The organism is Antarctobacter sediminis (assembly GCF_019218285.1).
In the GTDB taxonomy this organism is placed as follows: Bacteria; Pseudomonadota; Alphaproteobacteria; order Rhodobacterales; family Rhodobacteraceae; genus Antarctobacter; species Antarctobacter sediminis.
This window is the reverse complement of record NZ_JAHUZG010000003.1, coordinates 52,816-79,031: the sequence shown is the minus strand read 5'-3', so window position 1 is coordinate 79,031 and position 26,216 is coordinate 52,816. Positions and strand designations below refer to the sequence as shown.

The window sequence follows — 26,216 nt, the reverse complement described above, 5'->3', positions numbered from 1 at the left end:
GCGCATTTGGCCGCCCGGACACGGACGGCCACAGGCTCAGGTGTCATAATATCCCTGTCCACGGGCGCCGTAGTTCAGGGAATAGGAATACCCCGCGCTATAGCCGTAACGACGGGATCGGCGGTAATCGATCTGGTTCAGGACAAATCCCGTCACGTCGATCCCCACCATCTGGAACTGGCGCAGACCTTCCGCGACTTGCAGCTTTTCGGTCATGTCCCACTTGGTGACATAGATCAGCGCGTCGCCCACGGTTGCCAGAATCCGGGCGTCGGGCACGATCAGAACCGGCGGCGAGTCGATGACGATATGATCATAGACACCGCGCAACTCTTCGATCAGATCATGGAACCGCTGCGAGGCAAACAGGTCAGAGGGGTTCACGCTGCTTTTCTGGCCGAACAGCACATCGATCTGCAAATTCGGATCGTGGTGCACAGCATTCTCAAAGCTCTGCTCTCCGACCATGACGTCGACGATGCCCGCGACGCGCGATCCTTCGTCGTAGTAATGCGAAAATGTCCGGCGGCGAATGTCGCCTTCGATCAGCAGGACACGACGGCCAAGACCGGCAAGGTTGTGGGCAATGGCAAGCGAAATGGTGGTCTTGCCTTCACCGGGCAGCGAGGAGGAAACGACGATCACCTGAGAGGGATTGTCCACCTGCGCCATCAGAACCGAAGTCCGCAGGTTGCGAACGGACTCGGCGATTTGCGAGGTCGGTTTTTCCTGAAGATACTGAAGGAAGCCCGTCCGGTTCACGCTGCGCGGAGCCTTGGGGATCTCTCCCAGCACCGGCCGCGCGCTCAGTTCTGCCAGATCGGCGGAGGACAGGACCACACGCTGTTTTTTCATATTGCGCAACAGCACCAGCGCCGCGCCGAACAAGCCGCCAAAGATTGCCGAAACCGCCACGATCATGCTGCGCCGGGGGGCCGCCGGATTGCGCGGGGGCAATGCCCGCGAATGCAGCTGCGTATCCGCCCGCACAAGACCAACCTGAACGGTGGCCTCTTGCATCCCCGACAGGAAGGTTTGGTACATGTCGCGCGTCACGCCGACCTCGCGCTCCATCTGTTCCAGTTTCAACAGGTCCGCGGTCTGGCGTGACACCCGGCCTTCCAACTGTTCCAGAGACCGCGAAATCGAGGTGATCTCGGCCCGCGCCCGGGCAATCATCGGGTCAAGCGACTGCACCACCGTATCCATGCGGGTGCGGAAAGCCTGCCGCGCCCCCTCGGACCCGGAAAGGTCATCCGAAAGGGATTGACCCAGCCGGGTCAGGGCCGGATCCGAATAGACACTCAGGATCGCCGCCTTGTCAGTGCTGTTTCGCAGCGCCAGCAATTCGGCCCGCCGCTGGGTGAGGCGCTGAATATCCTCTTGGCTGGACTGGAGCCTTTCGCGGAATTCCTTGACCTGAACATTGAGCCCCGCAAGGGCGTCACGGCTGACAAGGTCGCTGGCCGATTGCAGATCGCGGATCGCATTTTCGCGTTCGAACAATTCGTCTTCCAGTTCCCGCGCACGATCCGACAGCCAGTTGATGGCCTGTTCCGCTTGCGAGAATTTCTGCTCAAGCTGGGTTTCGATATAAAGATCGGCCAGCGTGTTCGCGAGATCGGCGGCTGCCCTGCGGCTGTAGGTCTGCGCCGTGATGCTCAGCAGGTAGGTGTCGCGCACAACCTGAACCGAGATCGTCCGCCCAACCTGACCAACAGTGGCGTTGAACTGGTTTTCCTCACGTTCTTCTTCGGTCAGCTCGACCGGGGGCGGCGTGAGGCCCAGCATCTTTTTCACGAAATTGCGCAGCGAAAACGGAGGGTTGGGATCTAGCGCCTTGTTGAAATTCGGGTCTTCGGTCAGGTCCAGACGGTTCACCAGCTTTTCGATCATCTCGCGCGACTGGATCTTCTGGATTTCGGTATTCACGCTGGCCGGATCGGTAGAGACACCCGAAACGATGCTGTCGAGATTCAGGATCGAGCTTTCCTGCGGCGTGAACTCGATCACGGCATTGGCCCGGTATTCGCGGTCCGCCACGAAATAAGCGTAGTAGCCGGCAATGATCGCGGCGCCGAACATGCAGCCGATCACCCAGAGCTTGGCCCGCCACACCGTGTCGAGGATCGCGCCGACATTGATGCTGTCGGATTGCATCAGTTGCGCGGGCGCTTCATGCCCCTGTGATCTTGTCGCTGCGACTTGGCTCGTCATCTATTACTTCACTCCAGAATGGTCCGGATCCGGGCTGGTGCGGGATCGCGCGTTGGGCATCCCTGCCCGGCGCGGGTCGCGTTCAGCCGGCTTTGCGGCATTGCCCGGCCCCGATTGCCGCGTCCGGCTTGGCCGGTTTCAACACTTACGGAACCAGGATGGTTTATTCGAAACCGGTTCTTCAAACAAATAGAAGGCATTGCCCCGTATTGGGAAAGCCTTTCAACACTACGGGCCATCAAAAACATGGTCGTCGTTCCGTGCTGCATTTCCCAGCAACTCTCCCTGACCCGCGCCCGCATCGTGGCTATATCTCAGCCGTCCCCCCGTTCAATTGCATTCGTGATATTCGCGCGCGGCCTCGGCAAAAGCACGCGCAGTGACCGGGGCAAGCCGCCTCCGGCGAGGGCACGCGGCAATGAGAGAGGCCACCGCCGTCATCGCCCGGTCCTCTCATTGGAAATACAGGCCGGGGCGCGGGACGCCGACGGACCAGGCCACCACGCAGAGGTCGGGACAGGCAAAGACGCCCTTGCCATCTTCATGCAGGTTGTCGGTCCAAACATCGATCCACCCCGTTTCGGGGACCGGCGCAAACCACCGGATTGTCCCCGCGCGTCATGTACTTTGCCCGAACCGCGAATGCCAAGGAACTTTTTTGCGACGGTCCCTGACAAGCGCTTTGCCAAGGGAAACAACCTTTGGAACGCTAAAAACTTGGACAGGAAGCGCAGGTAGCCCCTTTCACCGTCCAGAAACTGTGCACCGGGCGCCGCGTCTTGCCCCAAGGCACCAAGCTTGACGTTCCGCGAATCAGCGTAAGCCGCGCCAGACAGGTATCTGAAAAGGGCTTGCCCGGGCAAAAAAGCGCCCTGAAAACATGCGTTCCACGGAGGGGATCACAGTCGATTCAACCGGGAATTGCAGGGGCCGCAAAGGAAATGCGCATCGGGACATTTCGCCCCGCAAATCATGGCCGGAAACCGCCGGCAGTCGTTAAGATTTGTTGTAATTCATTAACGCGGAAAGTACTCTGAAACAGACCAATAACGAGTATTTGGAGGAAGACCTTTGAAAGAAGACATCAAGACAGAAGAACAGATCGCGGACCCCAAGCGCCGGGCCGCTCTGCGCAAGTTTGGCAAAGGCCTCGGCCTTGGCGCTGGTGCGTTGATCGTGACTTCGCTGGACGCTCGCCGCGCATCGGCAGCCCCCAGCAACTCGGCTTGCGGCAGCCCGCCGTGCGGGAAAAACAAATAACAGGCACTATAGGTGTGGTCAGGTAACGCCGCCGCCCACAACAAGTGGAAATACATCGAGGTCTGCCCCTTCGGGCAGGCCTCTGTCGTCAGGTCAACGCTCAGCGGCGCAGCGATCAGCATTGACCCGGCATTGGCCGCCGTGGTTTCGCGGCTGGCGGAAGGCGCGGCACTGGACGATCTCGCGGCCTTGGCCGCTATTGATTTCGATGTGTCCCCATCCGACTTCCTCGACGAATTCGCCAAAATCGAGCGATCCTGGCAGGACATTGGTCTGTTTGACGGGCCCCATGTCTACGACTGCCCCGGCAGCGACATTCAGGACAGTGCGCAGACCCGGGTCGGCATCCTGACGAATGGCCATCGGTCCCTTCTGTTGCTGTGCGAGGATGCGGTCCTGTCGGCACAACTGCGTTTTGTCTTTGGCCGTTTCCTGACCGAAGACGCCCCGACCTCGCCCCCGACGACCCTGACCGTTGCAACCTCGGGGGATCTTTATTGCGTCCGCCTTGACGGCCAGCCGCTGTGGGAGCCTTGCGGCCTTGTCGAGGCACGCTCATTCTGCACGCGGACGATTGCGGAAACCCTGACCTCGGGTCTTTCGGGAGTGAGCCTTCACGCCGGCGCGGTGGCTGGCCCCCAAGGGGCCGTTGCCTTTACCGGCACCAGCGGCAGCGGCAAGTCGACTCTTGTCGGCAACCTCGTCAGCGAGGGATACCGTTTCGTGACGGATGACATCCTGCCGATCGGCTTGTCGGGGGATTGTGTCTATTCCTTCCCTGTCCCGCTGGCGATGAAACAGGGCGGCGGCAAGCTTCCGGCGCTCGACGCGATCTACCAAAACCTGCTGGTTACGCAGGACAGCCCCCGCGACGGGGTGCATTACGCAGATTTCTCTGCGCCCGAAGATCGGATCACGGCCTTCCCTTTTCGCGCACTGGTCTTGCCCAGCTACGTTCCCGATGCCGAAAACCAGTTCTACCAGCTTGACCCAAGGGACTGCCTGAATGACATTCTCGTGGCGGGAACGCATTTCCCCACGGGGTCGATTTCGTCGCTCCTGAAACTGCTGGAAAACGTGCCGATTTACCGGCTGATCTTTCGATCAACGCAATTCTCCCTCGAGTCCAGCAAGCAACTGCTGGAACAGGTTGCGGGTCCGGTCCCATGCTAAAGCATCTCGCAGCCTGCCCCTCGGCCGAGCATCGTGCGCTTCTGGGGCTTTTGGCTCCGGCCTTGGGGCACTCCCCCGCGCCGGGGCTAGAGCAAGACCTGAAAAACAGCGATGCGGTCAAACTGGCCGATGCCGCACAATCGGCCTATGTGCAGACGCTGGTCTGGAAAGCCTTTCGGGATTTCCCCGATTTGCAGGCCTGCATTCCCGAAGACCTGCTAATCTTTTTCGAGGAAATGCGGCGCGGCAACGGACAATACAATCAACTGGCGCAGGCCGATCTTGCCCGGGCCGGAGACCTCCTTGCCGCGGAAGGTTTGCGCGGGTGCATTCTGAAAGGCGGCGCGGAACTGGTCGCGCCCAGTTGGGACGATCCGGCGGACCGCTTTATCGGTGACCTCGACATTCTGGTCGATGAACCCGCCGGACGCGCGCTTGAAACGCTGATGAAGGCCGGCGCGATCTGTCCCAGCGAATGGCCCATCGACCCCGAAGAAGAAACGGACAAAAAGCATTACCCGGCCATCGCCCTGCCCGACTCGGTCATCGAAATGGAGCTGCATTCACGGCTGGTGGATCTGGAGACCAATGACATTCTGGAACCGGCGCAGGTGCTGGACAATGCTCAGGTGACCGGCTTGAACGGCATCCTCGTGCCAACCCTGCGTGACCGCATCCTTCACCATGTCATTCACGCGCAGGTCAATCACCGCGCGTATCGGAATTTCGACATCCAGCCGCGTTCCATCATAGATCACGCCATGTTGCTGGGCAGACTGACCTCAGATGAAAAGCATAGCATCCGGGAAACCTTTGTGTCGCTCGGCCTGAACCGCGAGTTCGATACGCTGGACGCCCTGACGGATCTGGTTCTGTACGGACACCCGCCCAAAGGCGAGGATTCCGACTGGATCGACCGCGCCTTGCTCTTGTACGGCCAGCCAGACCTGCGCTGGAAAACGGAAACGCGCAAGTTCTATGCCGCCCTTGTCTGGCGCGCTCTGTTTCACAAACCGTCCCGCCAGCGATACTGGCGCCTGATCCGTTCCCCCCGCGAATTGATGCGGGTCTGGCGGCACAGCAAGGACAAGATCCGGCACCAGACACGGTGACGCCCTTCGGGGGCAACACCGCATGCGCAGAGTCAGAAGAACTGCCGAACCTTGGAGAGGTTTTTCATGGCAAGGGCACCCACCCCGCCAACGCCATTTGTGCGGAGCGCGCGGTAATCTTCGCGGCTTTTGCGCAGGATCTTGGCGATTGACTTGTTGCTTTCCCCGCCGACACGCATCTTGACGAAAACCTCCGGGACATAGGCCAGACGCACGCCGCCTTTGACCATGTAGCGCAGCATGGCGTCATAATCCGCCGCGATCCGAAAGCTGGTATCGTACAGCCCCCAGCGTTCATAGACCTCACGCCGCAGGTAAAGCGTGGGATGCGGCGGCATCCACCCGTGGCGAACCGCGCGCATCGTGTACTCGCCTGACCGCCACTTGCGGATGACGCGACTGGTATCCGCCTCGGCGACATAGTCGAGATCACCGTAGACACCTTCGACCGCGGGATCCTCCATCGCCTTGGCCACGCTTTCAAGAATCCGGTCCGACGCAAAGAAATCATCGGAATGCATCAAGCCGATCACATCCCCGGTGCAACGCGCGATCCCCTTGTTGATGGCATCGTAAATGCCGCCGTCCGGCTCACTGATCAACGACACTCCGGCGCGCATCTTTTCGCGGATCAGGTCCAGCGTGCCGTCCGTCGACCCGCCATCCTGAATCACATGTTCGATGTCCGGATGTGTCTGAGCGGCGACACTGTCCAACGCATCGCCAAGCGTGCCGACGCGGTTGTAGACGGCGGTGACAACAGAAATCTTGGTCACGATTATGCTCTTTCGACTGGGCGTTGAGGCCGCGGCCCATGAATCAAATGACGATCTGGCATAGCGCCAAAAGGGAAACGGAACCAGACAGGCTGGTTCCGATCTAAACGTTTCGGCCCGACGCGGCACCGCTTGTTCATGGCTTGGCAGCGTCGGGGGGGGGCTTGGCGTCAGAGCTGTCGACCGGCAGCGTTCAGCAGCGACGGGAAGGCCTGTTGCAGCGCCCGGCCCCATTTGGTGATGGGCTGCTCTTCGATAAAGACCACATCGTTGGGCCGCATCTGGAACTGGGTGGCAAGGATCATATTCGCCGCGTTGCCCGCGTTCAGGTGGTAAGCCACGATCTCACCGACCTTGCTGGGATCGTTGCTGCCGCGCAGGACATAGATCTCGGTCGGATCACCGGTTGTCGTATCAAAACCGCCTTCGCCATACAGCACGTCGGCAAGGGTCGCTTGATGTCCGTAAGGCAGTGCAAAACGGTTCTGCTTGTTCACTTCACCGCTGAGATAGACATAGTCACGCTGTTCGGCGTCCAGCTTGGTGCGGGTTTCGAACAGGTCACGCTGCTCAACAAGCGCACCGCGGCGAATGGCGATCTCGGTGCTCAACGCCTGCAACGCGGTGCTGCGCGCCGACGACCGGAGTGTGATGACGTCGATCTTGGTCTTGTAGAACTCGAAGGCGCGATCAAGGTCATAGGTCGTGTCGACATAGACCGCATCGCCCGCAACCAGCAGCGTGTCCTTGATGGACGGCTGGGCCCGGTAGGTTTCAACCGGAATCTGGTACAGGGTGCCGTCGCGATAAATTCGGATCGAGGCGAACTCCTCATCCCGAACGGCAAGGCCGCCTGCGGTGATCAACGCCTGACCAAGCGTCAGGTTGTTCGGCGTCACCGGAACCAGCTTCGCCGCCTTTACGGCACCGCCAACAGCCACTTTCTGAGAGTTGAACTCGGCCACTTCGAGGCTGAAGGACGGATCAATCTGATTGGACACCAGCGCCTGGAATAGCTGATCCTCAGCCTGTTGAAGCGTCAGGCCCGCCAGTTGCACCGCGCCGATTTCCGGGATCGCAATCGTCCCGTCATCCCGGACGGTATACCCTTGGCGTCGGTTCTGTGCGGCCAGGAGGCCGGAAAGTTGTTCGACCGTCGTTCCCGCGCCACGGGTTGCCAGCAAGAGAACATCGCCAACGCCGATACGATAGGGTTGCGGGGCAATGTCCGGCAGCGGCCGGTATTCAAGACGCTGACGGCCGGTATCCGGAAGGTAGGGTGCCGCCGGCATGGCCCCGGCCCCGGCCGTAGCCCCATATGACCCGGCGAATGCGTAGAACACATCAGGCAGCGCCCGCGGCGTGTACGCCGAAGCGTTGGCATAGGCCACCGCCTTGGGCGTCATTTCGACGACGGCCACCGGCTGTTCGCCTTTGCGCTCCCGGACTTTGGGGCTGTTGTAGGATACCCCGCACCCTGCAAGCACCGCTGCTCCGCCGATTGCCAGAACAGCCACTCGCGCCCACCGTCCGACAGTCCCCGAATTTATCAAACCACTCCGCAAGGTGACCCCCTAATCTTCCGAGAGCCCGGTTCCGACTGGAAATTCACATGCCCAGCGGCGCATCAGGCTGCATCGACCTTGACCGAAAAAATTACTAAATGATGTACCCCGCAGCGCCCCCCAAAGCGATAAGAGCCATTGACCAGCAGGCTCATCGCCGGGAAAAGCGGCAATTCTGCAACAAGACCAGAAAAACCACAAAGACCTGTGGAAAAGAGGAACACACCCACAGGTTGCCGCGGGTGTGTCCTATTTTTGTCAAATTTTCCGGATCGGGGAAAGTCAGGCGCCGCCGCGACGGGCAACAACGCTCAGTGTCCGCCAGAAAATCCACATCTCAAGCGCCATGTTCATGTTCGAGATATAGTAGAGATCCGCCTGAACCTTGCGGCGGGTCGCATCCATACCTTCGACATACCCCAGCTCCGTCTGGGCAAGACCGCTGATGCCCGGACGCACGGCGTGGCGTTCACGGTAACCCGGGATCTTTTCCAGGTATTCCACCGCATGGTCAAAGTAATCCGGACGCGGGCCGATCAGGCTCATCTGCCCCATGAGGACATTGAGGACCTGCGGAAGCTCATCGATCCGCGATTTCCGCATGAAGCCGCCAAGCTTGGTGATACGGTCGGTTTCCAGCGGGCAGTTCGCGCCACGGCTGACTTTGGGGACAGCGCGCATTGTGCGGAACTTGATGGCCTTGAAGGGTTTGCAGTCACGTCCCATCCGAGGCTGGACGAAGAACAGAGACCCTTTGTTGTAGAACGGGTTCAAAATCAGGATGGCCAGCGCCGCAACAGCGAGGGCCGGAAGCAAAAGAACGCTCATCACGATATCGAAAAAACGCTTTGTCACGCGAAAACCAAGCGTGCGGACCGGTGTGGTCTGTTGAAACGACGGGGCGGTGGAAATCACCGTGTCGTCCAGAACTTTTACGTCAAACATGTCGCCCCCTGGAGGAAAAATTCGGGTTAAACGCTGCACTTGCACAGTAACGAAACTTGACCATCCTTTAGGATAGCGGTTCGCCTCAAGTCAATTAACAAAACCTTAAAGGCGGACCCGTGAGTCTTGGACGGCACAATTTTGCGCAGTTTTCGCGCAAAATCGATAATTTTTTTAGGATTCAGAGGTTTGAAGCAGCCGAACATTGCTCATGCACCACGCCTTTGAGCCAGGTGCACAGCCCGGCACATGATCTCCAAAAAGTTGAAACCGCAGAAATTTCAAAGCACTGTGCAGGTGCAGAATCGCAACTTCCGATGGGTCAGCCGCGTCCGTAGATGCCCGAGTTTTCACCATCATTGTTAACGAATGGGCGGCAATACTCTGCCCGCGCGCTCTCAATTTGCGCGGATCCGCAATCACGCGTGGACATAGGTCACTTTATTCTCTTCGATCAAAGCCGCCGAGAGCACTCCGGTTGCATAGGCACCGGTATCGGTGGGAATTCGCCCCTCCGCCGCCTGTGGCACCTCCGTGATCGTGTGCCCGTGCACAACCCACAGTCCGTCGGACCGCGCCTTGCGTTTGAAATCGGGGTGCCCCCAAAGGAAATTGCCACCCTCTTGATGATTGATCGGCAGAGATGGATCCGCGCCGGCGTGGGTCACAACCACGTTCCCCGTCTGCCATGTCAACGGCAGGTTCGCCAACCAGTCGATGACATCTCCGCCCATGGCCTCGGCCAGGCGATCACGCATCTCGATCCACTCACCCGCGGGACGTTCGCCCAAAACCGGCGGGACGCGATAACTGGCCAAGGTTTGCAAGCCGCCATAACGCAGCCAGCGGGCGCCGTGCGCCACCGGGTCGTCCAGAACATCTAGCAGCATCTTTTCGTGGTTCCCCATGATGCAATGCATCAGGTCCCCCGCCGCCTCGCTCAGGACAGTGAGGCGCCGCAGAACGCGGGCGGTTTCCTCGCCCCGGTCGACGTAGTCGCCGACCAGCACCAACAACGCCTCGGGGTGGCGCATTTCGTCCAGCCGGGTCAGCAGACGGTCAAAAAGCCGGTCACATCCGTGAATGTCCCCCACGGCAAAAAACGGAACATCGGGGCGCGGCGGCCCCATCGGAGGGGACGGATCGTCCGGGGTCGTTTTACGGTTACGAAGAATCATGTCCCAAGATGTAAGTTGTTCGACGCCCAGCGCAAAGCGGGAAGCAGGCGGCCCCAAGCGCCATTTTCGCGATACCGGCCATGGCAGGTTTTCACTTTACCCGCATAGGGTGAATCGGTGACACTTCGAACCATGGATGCGCGTGCCAATTGGGCCACGAACAGAAGGTAGCCGCGTTTCGTCAGGGATCCGTTAACCGCCTGATACGAAGTCATTTGCCTTGAATCGGCCGCAGGGGTGACACTGCGCGCGCAAGACAACAAACAACAAGAGGCAGAGCCATGATCTTTCTGACCGGACTACTGGGCATGATGGCGCTTGGTTCTCTTGCCTTCATCAGCTTCGACACCGGCGACGATCAGGACGACGACGCAGAACCCGACAAGATCGAAGAAGACGGCGAAGAGGGGCAGGATCCCATCGCGGACATCCTTGCCAATCTTGGCGTTTCGGAAGAGGCGGCCGCGGACCCCGGTGACACCGTCGAACCGACGCCCACCACCGAACCGGCCCCGACCAACGCCGAAGCGCCGGCACCCGAAGGGCCGCCGGAGTCGCAACTGGACGGCTCCGGGGTCGACGATCTCATCTTTGGCACCGAAAGCGATGATGTGATACGGGGGCACGATGGTGGAGATACGCTGGACGGTGGCGACGGGAACGACACGCTGGAGGGCAATGACGGTCCCGATGACCTTTACGGCGGCGGCGGAACGGATTCCCTGTCCGGCGGCAGTGGTCATGACACGTTGAACGGTGGCGACGGGGCCGACATTTTGCGCGGCGGCACCCATGACGATGCGCTGCACGGGCGTTCGGGCGCGGACACGCTTATGGGCGACATGGGCGCGGACACACTTTTTGGTGCTGACGGCGCGGATCTTTTGTCCGGCGTCCATCTCGACAGCGATGGCGAAGATGCGGACGCCCGCGACTATCTCAACGGTGGCACCGGCGATGACACCATTGTCGCCGGGAATGACGATGTGGTCTCTCTTGGGACAGGTGCCGACGTGCTTGTTCTTGGCGACTGGATGACGGGCCAGGGGGCGACCCTGCTGGATTTTGACGATGACGAGGACCAGTTGATGGTCGTCTATGACGATGCAGCCCATGGCGGGGAACCGGAAATGGAAATGCGACCCAGCGCCGATAACCCCTCGATGACAGAGATTCTGCTGGGCGACGAGGTGCTGGCCACCCTTCCCACAGAGGACGCGCCAGACCTGGAAAACGTTGTGTTGATCGCCGAAAGTTCGCTTGCCGACCTCGGCCTTGATGCAGTCACCCTGCGCCACGCGATCTGATTGATGCCCCGGCACGCCGATGGCCCCATGTCACCGCATGGGGCCTCATTGATTCAGGCGGTAAAAAACTAATTAAAATGGCAAGTTAAGCCCAATTTTCCGCCACAAATCAGCCCATTCCGCGCCAGTCCCAACGCCGAAATTGCCCTCAAAGAGGGGTGAGTCATGGCGTCATTCAACATGTCCCTGGCATCGGCGACAGCCACGGGGACTTTCGTCAAGGATAGTCATTTCGGAACCAATGCGCTGCATGACATCAATGTCGGCGGCAATGGGGATATGCTGCCCCATGACGGCTTTGTTGCGGCTGTCGACGCGCTTGACCTGACGCATATGCGTTATCCCGGCGGTCATGCCGAAAACACCTTGGACATCACCCGCCTTGAGAACGGCCAGTTGCGGGCCGAGGTGCGGGCCTTCATGGATTGGGTCGTTGCCAACAGCACGCCGGACAACATGATCCGGGTGACCATTGTCCTGCCGACCAAGGTGGACATTCCCGCCGCCCAGATCGAAGCCTTCGTCTATCTCTTGCTGCAAGAATACGGCGATCACGTCGCGGCACTGGAAATCGGCAACGAATACTCGATCGGCAAGCGGGTGGATGGTTTCGACCGCAGCACCCACCCCGAGGACAATCCAGACAGCGATTTCGTGTCCTCCATGACCGAGACAGAGTATGGCATTGCCGCTAACCGGGTCATCAATGCCGCGCAGGACGCCATTGACCGGCTGGATTCGGATTATCCCGCGCTGGACCATGATCCCGCGATCCTTATTCAGCTTGGCGATCCAAGCGGCGCAGGCAGCGCCTACAAGGGCAACGGGAACTTCAACGAGGCCAGCGAAGCCATCCTCGCGTGGCTTGATCCCCGTGCTCTGGATGCCATCGACGGGGCTGTGGCCCACTATTACTACAACACCCAGCACACGGACTCTGTGGTTTTCGAGGACACCAACCAGAAGGTGCGCAGCATCGACCTGCGCATCGACGGTTTCAGCCAGCTTCTTGGCCGCGAGGTGCCTGTCTATATCACCGAATGGAATGTGCTGAATTCCAACATGAACCAACAGGGTATGGCGGCGGCCTCGACCCTTGTCGAAATGTTCGAATTCATCGTTCAGGTGGATACCCAAGACGCTTTTATCTGGCCGCTTCAACACCGGACCTCGAACACAATCGCGGGCAACCGCAGCGCCGATGACATGGACCTTTCGGCCGGAGGCGCGGCCTTTCAGCTGATGGCCGACAACCTGCGCCCCGAAACCAGCGGCGAAACCGGCCATGTCGAACGATTTGAAAGCATTCAAACCGAGTGGACCGGCAGTAGCGGCGAGGTCGAGATCAACTATTTCGCCAGCCCCTATCACGACGTGATCTATGTCTCGCTGCGCGATCTGGAGCCGGGCACAATAACGCTGGACCTTTCGCCCTTCCTCGACGAGGCCACTTCGGTCCAAGTCACACGCCTGACCATGGACCGTTCAACCTCGGACGGGCTAAGCGATCTTGCGGATGACAACGGACTGAACCGGATCGGGCGGCGCTATATCGATGCCGAGGAACTGGCGTTTCTGTCCGATTTGGTCTTTTTCGACGATACAAACAAGAACCACCTGCAACAGACCAGCGACGGTCAGTACCGGACCTATCTGCCCACCGCGACAGGGATCGTTGCCTTGGCCGTGAACCCGCAGGACATCACGGATTACTATTTCGCAACCGAAGTGGATGTTTCGCCGCAATTGATTGACCTGCCGGGTGACTACCTGAACAGCGGCGAGGCCCGGCTGCACCTGATGCCCTATGACGTGGTGCAGGTCGTTGTCGAAAAGAAATGGGTGCAAGAAGGCACAAACGCCGATGAAGTCCTCACCGGCGGCGTTGGGCAAGACGTGGTGTTGGCGCGCGGCGGCAATGACAGGGTGTCTACCGGCGAAGGCGACGACACGGTCAAGGGTGGCCACGGGAATGACCACCTTTCTGCCGGCTCGGGCAATGACTCGATCGTCGCGGGCACCGGGAATGACACGGTGCTGGCCGGAGCGGGGGATGACCTGATCGTGGCCGGGACCGGAACCAAGACGATCGACGGCGGCGCGGGCAAAGACACCGTTCAGCTGGACCTGGCCAGAGGCGCCTACACCGCCACCATCAGCAACGGCCAGCTGCGCCTTGTTGGCGACGATCTGGATGCCCGGCTGACCGGGGTCGAATATCTTGCCTTCGATGATCAGGTGATCTCTGTCACCGACTATCTCAAAGACCTTGGCGGCACCCCGACCGGCCAGTATGGCACCGCCGCCAACGACCGTCTGACCGGAACAAGTGGCGGAGAAATCCTGAGCGGCAATGCCGGGCACGACGTTCTGGTCGGCCAAAGCGGCCATGACACCCTGATGGGCGGCGACGGCACGGACCTTCTGATTGCCGAAGCGCGCGGCCTTTACGGAACGACGACTTCGGAAATGGTCTATCGCATCTACAAGGCCGTTTTCGGTCGCGAACCGGATGTAAACGGGCACCAGTTCTGGGTGATCCAACTGGCCTCGTCGGCCATGACACATGCCGAGGTTTCGCAAGGCTTCATGAACTCGCGCGAGTTTCAGCGGACCTATGGCGATACCACCGATGCCGAGTTCATCACCCTGCTTTACCGCAATGTGCTGGGACGGTCGCCTGATCCCGGCGGCATGGAGGCATGGCTATCCAAGCTAGCGGACGGGATGACACGGCAGACCGTAGTCCGACACTTTGCCGAAAGCCCGGAAAACAAGGCGTCCACGCTCGAGTCGCAGAATGCGTTTGACGCCCGTTGGGACGTGACGTCTTCGACGGACGAACTGTATCGCATTCACGAGGCCTTGTTCGGTACGCCGCCGGACGCCGCCGATTTCCAGCTTTGGATGCAGGATCTTGCAGAGGGCGGCCCGTTGTCCGCAACCCTTGATGCGATTATGGCCTCGACCCAGTACCAAAGCGGGCCCGGCGCATTGTCGGACTCCGGTTTCGTCACCCGTGTTTATCGCAACGTGCTGGACCGCGCGCCGGACAGCACCGAACTGGCCCGCTGGACGGCCGAGCTTGGCTCCGGACGCGACCGCGCCGATGTGCTGCTGGACATGCTGGAAACCCCGGAGTTTGTTCAGGAGGCCGCCGCCGACGTCAAAGCCTATATGCAGGCCCTTGGACTGGATGACGTGCTGGAGGCCGGCTCTGGCAATGACATCCTGTCCGGTGGGCAATATTGCGACAGTTTCGTTTTTGACACAGATGACGATGGCACCCACATCGTCACCGATCTGGAACCTTGGGACATGATCGACCTGTCCGATTTCGGCTATGCCGACGCCGATGCCGCCCTTGCCCGGATGAGCCAGCAAGGCGACGACGTTGTTTTCCGGGATCAGGGCGTGACCGTGATCTTCAACGATCAGACGCTCGACGAGATTACCGCGGACATGATCCTTTACGCCTGACCCCCGACAGCTGTCATTCGTTCACGGCATGGCCGGTCGTCGGGCCGGACCGCTTGACTCTGCTTCCGATCCCCGCCAATCCCGATAAAAATGCTCGGAAGGCAGCGTGCGGCGCGGCTCTCCCTGCGTTCGAAGGAGGCAGTCAATGCAGCGTCGGCACCACTCAGCCACCGAGCGGATACTCTTCGGCATCGCCATCCTGATCGCCGCTTTTTGCGCCCTGCCCCACCTCGGCGTGCTGCTGGCCGCGCTGTCGGCGGAAAGCGATACACTCTCCCATCTCGCTGATACCGTCCTTGCACGCTACACCGGCACCACCCTGATCCTGCTGGCGCTGGTGGCACTGGGAACCTTTCTGATCGGCACCGGGGCGGCATGGCTGGTGGTGATGACCGAGTTCACCGGCCGACGCATCCTTGAGGTGGCTCTGGTTCTGCCACTGGCCTTTCCCGCCTATGTCATCGCCTATGCCTATACCCACCTGCTGGACCACCCCGGCATCGTGCAGGCCACGCTGCGCGATTTGACCGGCTGGGGCCCGCGCGATTATTGGTTCCCCGAGATCCGATCGACCGGCGGGGCCGCGACCATGCTGATGCTGGTGCTGTATCCCTACGTCTACCTTCTGGCCCGTGCGGCATTTCTTGCGCAAAGCGCGACAACGGTCTTTGCCGCGCGCTCGCTTGGGCGCACGCCGCTGGGCGCTTTCCTGACAGTGACGCTTCCGATGGCGCGCCCGGCCATCGCGGCGGGTGTTCTGCTGACCGCGATGGAGACCATCGCCGACTATGGCACGGTCTCGTACTTTGGCGTCCAGACCTTTGCCACCGGCATCTACACCAGTTGGTTTTCGCTGGCCGACCGCGCCGGGGCCGCGCAGCTTGCGCTGGGCCTGCTGGCCTTTGCCCTGCTGCTGGCGGTGCTGGAGAGGAACAGCCGCGGTCAGGCCCGCTATCACGCCGGTCGCCGCAACGAACCGGCCCCGCGTGCGCCGCTGACCGGGGCGCTCAACTGGGCTGCAACGCTGGCCTGCGCCATGCCGGTGCTGCTGGGCGCGGTCATCCCTGCGGTGGCCCTGCTGACGATGGCCATCGGGTCGGAACAGGACCTGCTCAGCCGCCGCTACATCCGCTTTATCGAGAACTCGCTGACGCTTGCCACTGTTGCCGCACTGGTCACGGTGGCCGCCGCCATTACCCTTGGCAGCGTCAGCCGCATCCTGCCCGGACGGCTTTCGGGCACTACGCTGTATATCGGACGATTGGGCTATGCGGTTCCGGGTGGGGTCATTGCGGTTGGCCTGTTGGTGCCCTTCGCCGCCTTCGACAATGCGCTGGACAGCTGGATGCGCGACACCTTCGACATCTCCACCGGCCTGTTGTTCACCGGGTCGATCTGGGTGCTGATCGGCGCATACATGATCCGCTTTCTGGCCGCCGCGATTGGTGCCTATGAGGGCGGCATTTCCGCCGTCAGCCCCAATATCGACGCCGCGGCGCGGGTGCTGGGCCAAAACGCCATGGGCACTGTGCGCCGTATCCACATGCCGCTGCTTCGCCCCAGCCTGATGACGGCTGCATTGATCGTCTTTGTCGACGTGATGAAAGAGCTGCCCGCCACGTTGATCATGCGCCCGTTCAACTATGACACACTGGCGGTTCAGGCCCACCGGCTGGCCGCCGACGAACGACTAGAGGGCGCCGCCGTGCCCAGCCTTGTCATTGCCGCGCTTGGCCTTCTGCCGGTTATCCTGCTGATCCGCCGGATGCGCCGAAGGGGCTAAAGGCCTAGTCCGGCATCCCGGCCTGTCGCAACTGGTCCAGATACCGCTCTCGGATACCCTCGGGCTGCCAGGCCGTCGGCACCCATGCCCGTTCTTCCCTCAGACCATAGCCCGGTTCCTTGTCCAGAAACCGTTGCAAGGCCGTGCGGGCCTCCGGGATCTGCCCCAGACAGACATGGATCGTCGCCAGCGTCTTGGCCGAGGGCACCGGCGGTGAGCTCATGCTTTGCATCCACGTCAGCGCTTCTTCGCAATCCCCCTTTTGCCAATACGCCCAGCCAAGCTGCCAGCGCAGCCAGTCCCCGTGCAGCGGATCCACCGCCTTGGCCTGAAACAGCACCTCGATGGCACGATCCGTCTGGCCCAGATGCAGCAAAGGCCGCGACATGCCGATCAACACCAGCGAATCCGACGGGTTCAATTCCGCCGCACGTTCGAAATGCAGCACTGCCTCTTGCAGTTGGCCCGTGCGCGACAAAACCCGGCCCATGGTGAATTGCGACATGTAATTTTCCGGCGCCAGGCGCATGGCGGTTTCGGCCAGGTCCACGGCTTCGGCCAGCACCTCGTCGCGTGGCTTGATCCAACCGGTTTGCGCCGCAACCCCCAGCATCAGCGAGGTTCCAATATACCCCCAGGCCGAGTCCGGCTCTTCGCGGATCGAAGTCCGCTCTAACGCCAGCGCCTTGACCCAGTTCTCATGGCTGAGCTGGCTCATCAGCTTGCGGGCCTGCAAGCCACGCAGCCGGGAATCAACGCCTCTCTCCGCGGTCCGGATCGGCAAATCCGTCAACAAGGATTGCCCGACGACCGACGCCACCTGCCGGACAATCTCGTTCTGCACGGCAAAGAGATCATGCAGGTCGCGCTCATAGCTGTCGGCAAAAACATGCGCGCCGCTGGCCGTTTCCACCAACTGCACCGTCACGCGCAGCCGGGTACCGTCGAACTGCTGGCTGCCTTCGACGACATAACCCGCGCCCAGCGCCCGCCCGATCCGACGCACATCCGTGGGCTTATCGCGAAACTGAAAGCTGGAGTTTCGGGCGATGACCAAGAACTGCGGAAAGCGGGCCAACTCGGTTATGATGCCCTCGGCCAGCGCGTCGCTCAGGTATCCTTGCTGTGGGGGCGGGCTCAGGTCTTCCAGCGGCAAGACCGCGACCACCGGCGCGCGTGTATGTGCGTCGCGGCCGGGCCAGAGGACAAGGGCCAGCGCGACAAGGCAGGTCAGGACACCCCCCGCCACCACCGCCGCGCGTTTGCGGAACGGGGTCCACAGACCCTGTCGCGGTGCCTCGGGCGGGACAAAACGATACCCCTTGCGTGGCACCGTCTGGATGATCCTGCGCCCGCCATCCTCCAGCACGCTGCGGATCTCGGCGATGCATTGCACAAGGCTGTCGTCCCCGACGGTGCGCCCCTCCCAGACGGCAGCGGTGAACTCTGCCTTTGTCACTGTCCGGTTGGGCGAAGCCGCAAGCAGCCTTAGCACCTCGCGGGTCTGCGGACGCAGCTCCACCAGCTTGCCGGATTCGTCTGTCAGGGCACCGTTCGATCCGTCCAGAACATGGCCCGTTTTCTTGATTTCGTAAATTTTCACCGGTTTTCGTTCGGAAAATCCGCGGTCAGCCCGCTTGCTGGGATCATACGACACTTGGCGCGCCCGACCAAATTCTTGCCGCGCCCCGCATTGATTGGAGGATGGAATGACCCGCAGTTTTCTTGCACTGACGCTTGTTGCGCTCGCCCTGCCCGCCTTGGCACATGACCCGATCGAATGGAACGGATCGACCATTCACGTGCTTCTGGACAAGGACGCAACCGGCGGGTCCCTTGGGATGTTCACGTCGCGCTTTCCCGGCCCCGGCGGACCGCCGCGACACGTTCACGACGATGCCGGAGAGGCCTTTTACGTGCTGGAGGGCGGTGCCGATTTCCTTGCCGATGGCGAGGTGATCCACGTATCGCAGGGCGAAGCCGTCTTTGTGCAAAAGGGGGTGGATCACACCTTTCACCTGACCGGCGACTCCGGGGGCAAGATCCTTGTGATCGTGACACCTGGCGGGTTCGAGGGCTTCTTCGAGGCCACCAAACATCTCAAGCTGCCCGATGACATGGACGAGCTGAACCGCATCTCGGCCGAATTCGGGCAGATCTTTACCGGGCCGCCGCTGGCCGCCCAGTGACCTGGCCAAGGTCGCAAGAAAAAGGCGGGGTCTCCCCCGCCTTTTCCGCCTGTATGAGTGCCGGTTTATTTCCAGCCAACCTCGTTAAAGATCTTTTGCGCCGTCGGGATGTTCTTGGCGACCGCCGACAGATCTACGTCATCGGGTTTGAAAAAGCCCAGTTCCGCCACGGTCGGGCTGAGGCCCACGCCGGGAACCGCCGGGTATTCATCGTTGCCCGCCGAGAAATACTTCTGCGCCTGATCGCTGGCGAGGTATTCAAGGAACTTGATGGCGTTGTCCTTGTTCGGCGCATGTGCGGCCACGCCGCCGCCCGACAGGTTCATATGCGCACCGGTGCCGTCCTGGTTCGGGAAGATCCAGCCGATGTTCTCGACACCTTCGGTCACGCCGCTGACATCCATGCGGAAGACGCGCGCGAAGTAATAGGTGTTGGACAGGACGATGTCGCATTCACCCGACACGATGCCGCGCAGCTGGTCGGTGTCACCGCCCTGCGGATCGCGGGCAAAGTTGGCCACCACACCCGAGGCCCAGTCACGAGCGGCATCTTCGCCCATGTGTTCAACCATCGCGGCCAGCAAAGTCTGCATATATGCGTTGGTGCCCGACCGGATGCACACCTTGCCCGCGAATTTGGGATCGGCAAGGTCCTCATAGGTCAGCGGCGGCTCTGTCACGTCCTGCTTGTCGTAAAAGATGATCCGCGCGCGCTGGGAAAAGCCGAACCATTCGTTTTCGGCATCCTGAAGATAGGCCGGAACACGCGCCTCAAGAACGGCGCTTTCGATCGGCTGAAGAACACCAGCATCCTTGGCACGTTCAAGACGCGACGTGTCGACCGTCAGCAGGATGTCCGCGGGCGAATTGCGGCCTTCGGCCTGCATCCGGGCGATCAGCTCGTCGGCATTGCCCTCGATCCGGTTGATGGTGATGCCGGTGGCATCTTCAAAGTCCGAATACAGACGCTCGTCGGTGTCGTAGTGCCGCGAGGAATAGATGTTCACCTCGCCTTCGGCGATGGCAGCGGCCGGGGCCAGCACGGTCGACGCAAGCAGCGCAACGGTGCCAAGACGGGTTGTGAAGGTCATGCTTCTCTCCGATTGGACTCAATCCTTACTGTTTTAGTCAATTACAGGATCGCTCCGCGGATGCAAGCCCCGCCCGGCACGAATTTTGCTTGCGGCGGTGGCTTGCCGAAACCAGAACCCCGACCGTCAATCCTGCAAAGCGCGACAATCGCATGATTTTTTAAAGAACATCGAAGATTCAGATTTTTCGCTACAACCTGTAGTGTTACGACTTTTGCAACGCAGGACAAAAAGGCGCGCACATGGCCTCGATCGTGATCATGGAAGACGACACCTTGTTTGCCGACCTCGTCGGGCAAACCCTTGTCACGGCCGGACATGAGGTTACGCTGGCCCAGACCGGCGCAGAGGCGCTGGAACTGGTCAAGCACCGCAAGATCGACCTTGTTATCGTCGATATCCTGATCAAGATCCAAGGTCAGCTCGTGCCCGAAGGCGGATTGCTGTTCCTGACCCGCTTGCGGCAACAACTGCCCACCCGGCCCTTTGCAACGCCTGCCGATATTCCGGCCATCGCCATGTCGGGCGCGGTCAACAATCCATGGAACAAAGACCTGCTGCAAACAGCGCAAAGCTTTGGCGCGAACGAGGTACTGGGCAAGCCCTTTCCGCCCGCGCGGCTGCTGGAGGCAGTGGAACGCCTGCTGGCCGAAACATCCTCCGACCAGCGTTGACGACGGTGCTCAGGCCCGCTGGAAGGTGATCGTCAGCCCAACCAGTTCCGTCCCTTTCAGAAAATAGGGCACCACGCGCATTTCCTGCATGTGACCGGCAAATTCGAATGTCTCGGTCCGGGTCTTTTGCCGCGTCAGCACATCGCTGCACACGTCCGCCAGTTTGGGAAAATTCTCGGACGGCAGGCCCACTTGGCTGATGTGCCCCATGTGCGCACCGCGTTCTGACAGACCGAACAGCTGAACCGCATTGCGCGACGCGCTTTTGATGTTCAACTTGGTGTCCACCACCAAAAGCGGCAGCGGAAGAACCTCTTGCGTGGCTGTCTGCTCGGCCACAAGGCGATTCAGCTCATCCGAGTTGATCAGCAGCTCTTCGTTGACGGTGATCAGCTCTTCGTTGGTCGACTGCAATTCCTCGTTCGAGGTTTCCAACTCTTCGTTGGTCGATTGCAGCTCCTCGTTCGTCGATTGCAGTTCTTCATTGGTCGATTGCAGTTCCTCGTTTGAGGTCTGCAATTCCTCCAGCGTGATCTGCAACGCCTCGCGCGCGTCGGCCAGTTCGCTTTCGACATAGGCAAGATAGTCCGAAGTCTCGCGATCCGAAGACTTGGGCAGCACCGTATCCTCAACCAGTTCCGTTTCGATCGAGACCAGCACAAGCCGCCCGTTGTCCCCGGCAGAATCCCTGTCGATAGGATAGCCACGCAGCCGCACACGGTTGAACCCATGGCCCAGCATCTCACGCCACAGACCGTTCCGGGGCTTGCCATGCTTCAGGCACAGCGGAATCAGGCTCGCGGCTTCGGCCGCCATCTGCGGCTTGAGCATATTGGTGGTCAGCCGCCCGCGCACGTCGTCGGTGACGGCGGTAAAGGCGCTGATATCCCCAAAAATCCGCACGAGGTCCTTCTTGTCATTGGCAAGGAACCCGACCGGCGCAACCGCTGCGGCAAGTGTTCCGAACACTTCGCTGTCCTCGATCGCCTTGGAGGAGGATTTCTTGGACGGCTGGCGCGCAGCGGATTCCAGCTTGGCCGGCACACCGAAACGCACAAGCGCCTTGTGATCGAAAGAGGCACTGGTCCGCTTGCGGAACAGCCGCGCACGGTCACCGATACGTTCGAAGTAGGGCTCCAACGCACCGATGTTCTCCGATGTCCCTATGAACAACAACCCGCCCGGGCGCATTGCGTAGAGAAGCCGCGACATCACCTTTTCCTGGAGCGCCGTATCGAAATAGATCAGCGTGTTACGAAAGCTGACGATGTCGATATCGCTGAACGGCGGGTCCTGAAACACGTTGTGTTGCGAGAACAGGACAAGGTTGCGCACCTCTTGTTTGACACGCAGAACGTCCTCATGAACCGAGAAATAGGTTTCCAGCATCTTGGGCGGGATGCCCGCCGCCGCGCTGGCCGGATAGGCCCCGGCGCGTCCCCGGCCCAGCGCCGCTGAATCAAGGTCGGTGGCAAAGATCTGGATGTTGCGCGCTCCGTCCCGCTTGGGAAAGCCCAGCAGGTCACACAGCATGAAAGCAATGGAATAGGCCTCTTCGCCCGTAGCGCAGCCCGGCACCCAGACGCGGATGGGCCGGTGATCATTCTGTTCCACATGATCTTTCAGCGCGACGGCCAGCGCATCGAACTGATCCTGATCGCGGAAGAACCGCGTGACCGAAATCAGCAGATCGCGATACAGAGCATCCAGTTCCTCGGGCTTTTCACGGCAGAAGCGCACGTATTTTGCGTAATCCTCAAAGCCGCGCGCGATCATCCGGCGCTGGATTCGCCGACCCACGGTCTTTTCCTTGTAGTGGCGAAAGTTCACCCGCGTCCGCGCCTGAAGCATGTGGTACAGGTCGTCATACTCGCTGGGCTGATCCTGCATGGCCTGAATCGCCGAGAAATCGCGCGGGCGACTAAGGATCGCACCGATCTGTTCGCCGATCTGTCGTGGCGACAGGACAAGGTCGATGCAGCCCGTTTCGATCGCCGAGGTGGGCATCGTGTCATATTTGGACGAGGCGGAATCCTGCGCGATCGTGATGCCACCCGCCTCGCGAATCGCCTGAACGCCATAGCTGCCGTCGCTGCCCGTACCGGACAGGACGATGCCCACGCTGTTTTCACCGAAACATTCGGCAATCGAGGAAAACAGACGATCAGCCGAGGGTTTCGGCTCTGCCACATGTCCCGAGGGTTCACGCAGGTGAACGGCACCGTTTTCAACCACTAGATCGGACTTGGGCACCGGTACGTAGATCGTGTTCGGCTCCAACGGCATCGACTGGTCCACAGCCTTGACCACAAGCCGGATTTCCCGGGCCAAAAGGGTCGGCAAAACGCTGGCGTGATGCGGTGACATATGCTGGGCGAGGATATAGGCACAGCCTGCATCAACCGGCAGATGTTGCGCCAGCAGGGACATCGCCTCTAGCCCCCCGGCCGAGGCTGCGATCCCGACAACTGTCTTGACGTTACTCGTATCGTTCATGTGATTTCCGAACCAGGCTGAACACTGCCGTTAACGGTTTGTTGACCTCCGGCGTTTACCTTCATTTAACGACTTTGCTCAAATAAACCTTTAAAAGATATGAACGAGTTTCACCTTTTACCCCGGACGGGTCGAGGAACACTGATAGGAGCCTGACGTGACGACCGCAGCGGTAATCCCTGGTACGATTGAAATTTGGCTGAACAAGAACACCTCCGACTCGGCTTGGCAGGTTGTGAACGCGCGCCTGCGTTTTCCGCGGCACGGTCAGCGAATCCTGCTCGACACACCACAACCCGTACATGAAGTCTTTGCCCCTCAGGTTGCAACCGCCCTGCAGGAATATCTTGGTTCTGCAACTGACACAGCCGTCTTCAGCGATACGGATTTCGCGCTGGAACTGCCCGGTCTTCAGCTGAGCGGACTGCGGGTCTTGACCCGTGTCGCCCCGGACGGATCGGGCACGGCCAGCATCCGCTTCGTGCGCGCAAACGGCGATCCGGGTCTTGTCCTGCATCAGGACCTGCGCGGCAAATCCGACCGGCCCATCGACATGGAATCAGTGGCGCTTCCGGTTCTTCAGGATCTGCTTTACCCCGCGCTGGAGGCGTTTGATCACATCCTCGAACACGGTCTGTCCGAAAAAGATGCCAAAGTGCTGGCCGCACGGGTCAAAACCATGCGGGCCAAACGGGACGAACTGTCGGACTACATCAGCCTGCTGACTCGATTCATCGAAGCGGGCGCAATGCGCGATGCGAATGAGACACCCAAACTGCCCAAGGCTCCTCTTGCGCTCAGTTCGCATCACACGCTGACCACGCGCGACCTGCATTGGGAAGCTGACAAGGGCACGGTGCGCGGCGAGGATGTTTCGATCCTGCACGGGCATCACCTGCACAAGACAGGATGACGCCCGCGCGGGTCCGCCTCATCGCTTGGTGATGCGGTTGCTCAGAACCCAGCTGCCGGGGCTTTCCTCGGTCAGCCGGGTCATGGTTGCGGCTATCTGATCCCAACCGAGCTCGCCCGCGGCCTGCATCGGACCGCCGCGCCAGCGCGGGAAGGCGTATCCATGGATTTGAACCATATCCACGGCGGCATCGCTTTCGGCGATGCCTTCCTCGACAATGCGGGCGCCTTCGTTGGCCAGAACGGCCAGAATGCGCGCCACGATCTCGTCGCGGTCAAAGCTGCGCCGCGTGATCCCCTGCGCCTGCGCGTAGTCCAGGATGACCTTTTCGACGGCCTCGGACGGCTGCGGCCTGCGGTCCCCTTCCACATAGTCATACCAGCCTTTGCCGCTGCGCTGGCCCAGCCGGTCCATCTCGCACAGTTGGTCCGAGATGGTCACGTAACGTTGCACCGGATCGCGCGTGGCGGCCTGCCGCTTGCGGTTGGCCCAGGCGATCTGCAACCCGGTCAGGTCCTGCAATTCGAACGGCCCCATCGGAAAACCGATCGCCCGCGCGGCGGCGTCCACATCCTGCGGCAGCGCGCCGTCGGCCAGCAGGTATTCCGCCGCCCGCCGGTATTCGGCCAGCATCCGGTTGCCGATAAAGCCGTCGCAGATCCCCGCAAGAACCGAGACCTTGCGAAGCCGCTTGCCGAAGGCAAAGCCAGTCGCCAGCACCTCGGTCGAGGTTTCGGGCAGCGGAACGATCTCCAACAGCTTCATCACATGGGCGGGCGAAAAAAAGTGCAACCCAAGGCAACGCGACAGGTTCGGGATGCCGTCAAAGATCTCGCGCGGGTCGATGTAAGACGTATTGGTGCCAAGGATTGCCTCCTCGCCCACCACCTCGGCCAGTTGGCGGAACACCGCGCGTTTGACCTCCAGATCCTCGAACACCGCTTCGACGGCCAGATCCACGCCCGCGGCGTCGGCATAGTCTGCCGTCGCATTGAAACGGGCTTTCTGCTCTGCCGCTTTTGCCTCGGTCAGCTTGCCGCGTTTCACCGCGCCGTCGATCAGACCCGCCACGCGCTCTGCCGCCCCGGCAGCGGCTTCGGCATCGCGTTCGATCAGGGTCACCTGCAACCCGCCGCCAAGGCTCGCCACCGCGATCCCGGCGCCCATCAGGCCGCCACCAACCACGGCGATCCGGGTCAGGACGCGCGGTTCCGCGCCTTCGGCCGCCTTGGGGCGCGCCACCTCGCGTTCGGCGAAAAAGGCGTGACGCAGGGCGCGGCTCTCGGCGCTCTGACGCAGTTCAAGATGCAGCGCGCGCTCCTTGGGCTGCCCCTCGGCAAAGGGCAGCAGAGACCACTGAAGCGCATCGATGTTCAGCCCCGGAGAGGCCTGCCCGCGTGCGCGCTTGGTCACGGCCTTGCGCTTGGCGTCCAGGTCCTCGGCGCTCATCGGCTCGGCCACGCGGGCCGAGACCTTGGCGGGCCGTTCCGGCAGATCGGCAGCGAAATCTCGTGCGGCCTGTTCAAGATCCCCATCAACCAAGGCATCCAGTCCGCCCAGCGCCTGCAAGGCCTCCGCATCCAGCATCGCCCCCGAGGCCGCCATGTCGATGGCCGCCGCCATGCCGATCAGGCGCGGCGCGCGCTGTGTGCCGCCCGCGCCGGGGATCAGGCCCACGTTGACCTCTGGCAGCCCGAACCGCGTGCCCTTGGCAGCAATGCGCCAGGCACAGCCCATGGCGATCTCGAACCCGCCGCCCAGAACATTGCCCTGCATCACCGCGACAAAGGGCACCTCGCTGTCCTCGATCATCTGCACCACGTCGGGCAGATGCGGTTCGACCGGCGGCGCGTCGAATTCCGACATATCCCCGCCTGCGACAAAGGTCTTGCCCGCGCAGGTCAGGATCGCCACGCGCGCGCCCCGCACCTCGTCCACCGCCCGGGCCAGCCCGGCGCGCACTGCCGTGCTGGTCGCGTTCACGGGCGGGTTGTCGATAGTCACCCAGGCCAGGTCGCCCTCACGGGTGACGGTAACGGGGCTGTCGGTGGTCATGG

Annotated in this window: 18 protein-coding genes; 8 read left to right on the top strand and 10 right to left on the bottom strand. The window is 61.1% G+C overall.

The window, feature by feature from the left end:
• Positions 1–36: 36 nt before the first annotated feature.
• On the bottom strand, positions 37–2,217 hold the full coding sequence (locus KJP30_RS15490) for a GumC family protein (RefSeq protein ID WP_218450249.1): 2,181 nt from the start codon (positions 2,215–2,217) through the stop codon (positions 37–39).
• A gap of 1,272 nt (positions 2,218–3,489) precedes the next feature.
• Between KJP30_RS15490 and KJP30_RS15485 the strand changes: the two genes are divergently transcribed.
• Together KJP30_RS15485 and KJP30_RS15480 are read left to right on the top strand one after the other, a co-directional pair.
• Positions 3,490–4,650, top strand: coding sequence for a phosphoenolpyruvate carboxykinase (ATP) (locus KJP30_RS15485; RefSeq protein ID WP_218450248.1), 1,161 nt, complete (start codon positions 3,490–3,492; stop codon positions 4,648–4,650).
• Positions 4,644–5,762: a nucleotidyltransferase family protein gene (locus KJP30_RS15480; protein WP_218450247.1), complete on the top strand. Its 1,119-nt coding sequence runs from the start codon at positions 4,644–4,646 to the stop codon at positions 5,760–5,762. The genes KJP30_RS15485 and KJP30_RS15480 overlap by 7 nt, the downstream gene beginning before the upstream one ends.
• A gap of 32 nt (positions 5,763–5,794) precedes the next feature.
• Here the strand turns inward: KJP30_RS15480 and KJP30_RS15475 are convergent, their stop codons facing one another.
• The 5 genes from KJP30_RS15475 to KJP30_RS15455 all read right to left on the bottom strand — a co-directional run bounded on the left by KJP30_RS15475 (position 5,795) and on the right by KJP30_RS15455 (position 10,226).
• Positions 5,795–6,538 (bottom strand): glycosyltransferase family 2 protein, encoded by a 744-nt coding sequence (locus KJP30_RS15475; RefSeq protein ID WP_343222786.1) that lies wholly within the window; start codon positions 6,536–6,538, stop codon positions 5,795–5,797.
• A 170-nt stretch (positions 6,539–6,708) separates the two neighbouring features.
• A complete protein-coding gene (locus KJP30_RS15470) occupies positions 6,709–8,055 on the bottom strand; it encodes a polysaccharide biosynthesis/export family protein (protein WP_343222785.1) in 1,347 nt (448 codons plus the stop codon).
• Between the two features lie 110 nt (positions 8,056–8,165).
• The gene (locus tag KJP30_RS15465) at positions 8,166–8,333 is read right to left on the bottom strand and encodes a hypothetical protein (RefSeq protein ID WP_218450245.1); all 168 of its coding nucleotides are present in this window, start codon (positions 8,331–8,333) and stop codon (positions 8,166–8,168) included.
• 52 nt (positions 8,334–8,385) lie between these two features.
• Complete coding sequence (locus KJP30_RS15460) at positions 8,386–9,048, bottom strand: sugar transferase (protein WP_218450244.1); 663 nt, start codon at positions 9,046–9,048, stop codon at positions 8,386–8,388.
• Positions 9,049–9,467: 419 nt separating this feature from the next.
• The gene (locus KJP30_RS15455; protein WP_224874707.1) at positions 9,468–10,226 is read right to left on the bottom strand and encodes a metallophosphoesterase; all 759 of its coding nucleotides are present in this window, start codon (positions 10,224–10,226) and stop codon (positions 9,468–9,470) included.
• Between the two features lie 281 nt (positions 10,227–10,507).
• Here KJP30_RS15455 and KJP30_RS15450 point away from each other — a divergent pair, with 281 nt between their 5' ends.
• The 3 genes from KJP30_RS15450 to KJP30_RS15440 all read left to right on the top strand — a co-directional run bounded on the left by KJP30_RS15450 (position 10,508) and on the right by KJP30_RS15440 (position 16,796).
• A complete protein-coding gene (locus tag KJP30_RS15450) occupies positions 10,508–11,533 on the top strand; it encodes a calcium-binding protein (protein ID WP_218450243.1) in 1,026 nt (341 codons plus the stop codon).
• Between the two features lie 180 nt (positions 11,534–11,713).
• Positions 11,714–15,013 (top strand): DUF4214 domain-containing protein, encoded by a 3,300-nt coding sequence (locus KJP30_RS15445; protein ID WP_218450242.1) that lies wholly within the window; start codon positions 11,714–11,716, stop codon positions 15,011–15,013.
• 145 nt (positions 15,014–15,158) lie between these two features.
• Positions 15,159–16,796, top strand: coding sequence for an ABC transporter permease (locus KJP30_RS15440; RefSeq protein ID WP_218450241.1), 1,638 nt, complete (start codon positions 15,159–15,161; stop codon positions 16,794–16,796).
• Positions 16,797–16,800: 4 nt separating this feature from the next.
• Here KJP30_RS15440 and KJP30_RS15435 read toward each other — a convergent pair whose 3' ends face one another.
• Complete coding sequence (locus KJP30_RS15435) at positions 16,801–18,399, bottom strand: winged helix-turn-helix domain-containing tetratricopeptide repeat protein (protein ID WP_218450240.1); 1,599 nt, start codon at positions 18,397–18,399, stop codon at positions 16,801–16,803.
• 106 nt (positions 18,400–18,505) lie between these two features.
• On the opposite strand from KJP30_RS15435, the gene KJP30_RS15430 reads away from it, so the two are divergent.
• A complete protein-coding gene (locus KJP30_RS15430) occupies positions 18,506–18,985 on the top strand; it encodes a cupin domain-containing protein (protein WP_218450239.1) in 480 nt (159 codons plus the stop codon).
• 65 nt (positions 18,986–19,050) lie between these two features.
• On the opposite strand, the gene KJP30_RS15425 is transcribed toward KJP30_RS15430, so the two are convergent.
• On the bottom strand, positions 19,051–20,076 hold the full coding sequence (locus KJP30_RS15425; protein WP_218450238.1) for a Fe(3+) ABC transporter substrate-binding protein: 1,026 nt from the start codon (positions 20,074–20,076) through the stop codon (positions 19,051–19,053).
• Between the two features lie 242 nt (positions 20,077–20,318).
• On the opposite strand from KJP30_RS15425, the gene KJP30_RS15420 reads away from it, so the two are divergent.
• Positions 20,319–20,750 (top strand): response regulator, encoded by a 432-nt coding sequence (locus KJP30_RS15420; protein ID WP_218450237.1) that lies wholly within the window; start codon positions 20,319–20,321, stop codon positions 20,748–20,750.
• Between the two features lie 9 nt (positions 20,751–20,759).
• On the opposite strand, the gene KJP30_RS15415 is transcribed toward KJP30_RS15420, so the two are convergent.
• Entirely contained in the window at positions 20,760–23,246 is a 2,487-nt protein-coding gene (locus KJP30_RS15415; protein WP_218450236.1) for a chemotaxis protein CheB, read from the bottom strand.
• Between the two features lie 157 nt (positions 23,247–23,403).
• Here KJP30_RS15415 and KJP30_RS15410 point away from each other — a divergent pair, with 157 nt between their 5' ends.
• Entirely contained in the window at positions 23,404–24,159 is a 756-nt protein-coding gene (locus KJP30_RS15410) for a hypothetical protein (RefSeq protein ID WP_218450235.1), read from the top strand.
• A gap of 18 nt (positions 24,160–24,177) precedes the next feature.
• Here KJP30_RS15410 and KJP30_RS15405 read toward each other — a convergent pair whose 3' ends face one another.
• Positions 24,178–26,214, bottom strand: coding sequence for an FAD-dependent oxidoreductase (locus KJP30_RS15405; protein WP_218450234.1), 2,037 nt, complete (start codon positions 26,212–26,214; stop codon positions 24,178–24,180).
• Positions 26,215–26,216 lie beyond the last annotated feature (2 nt).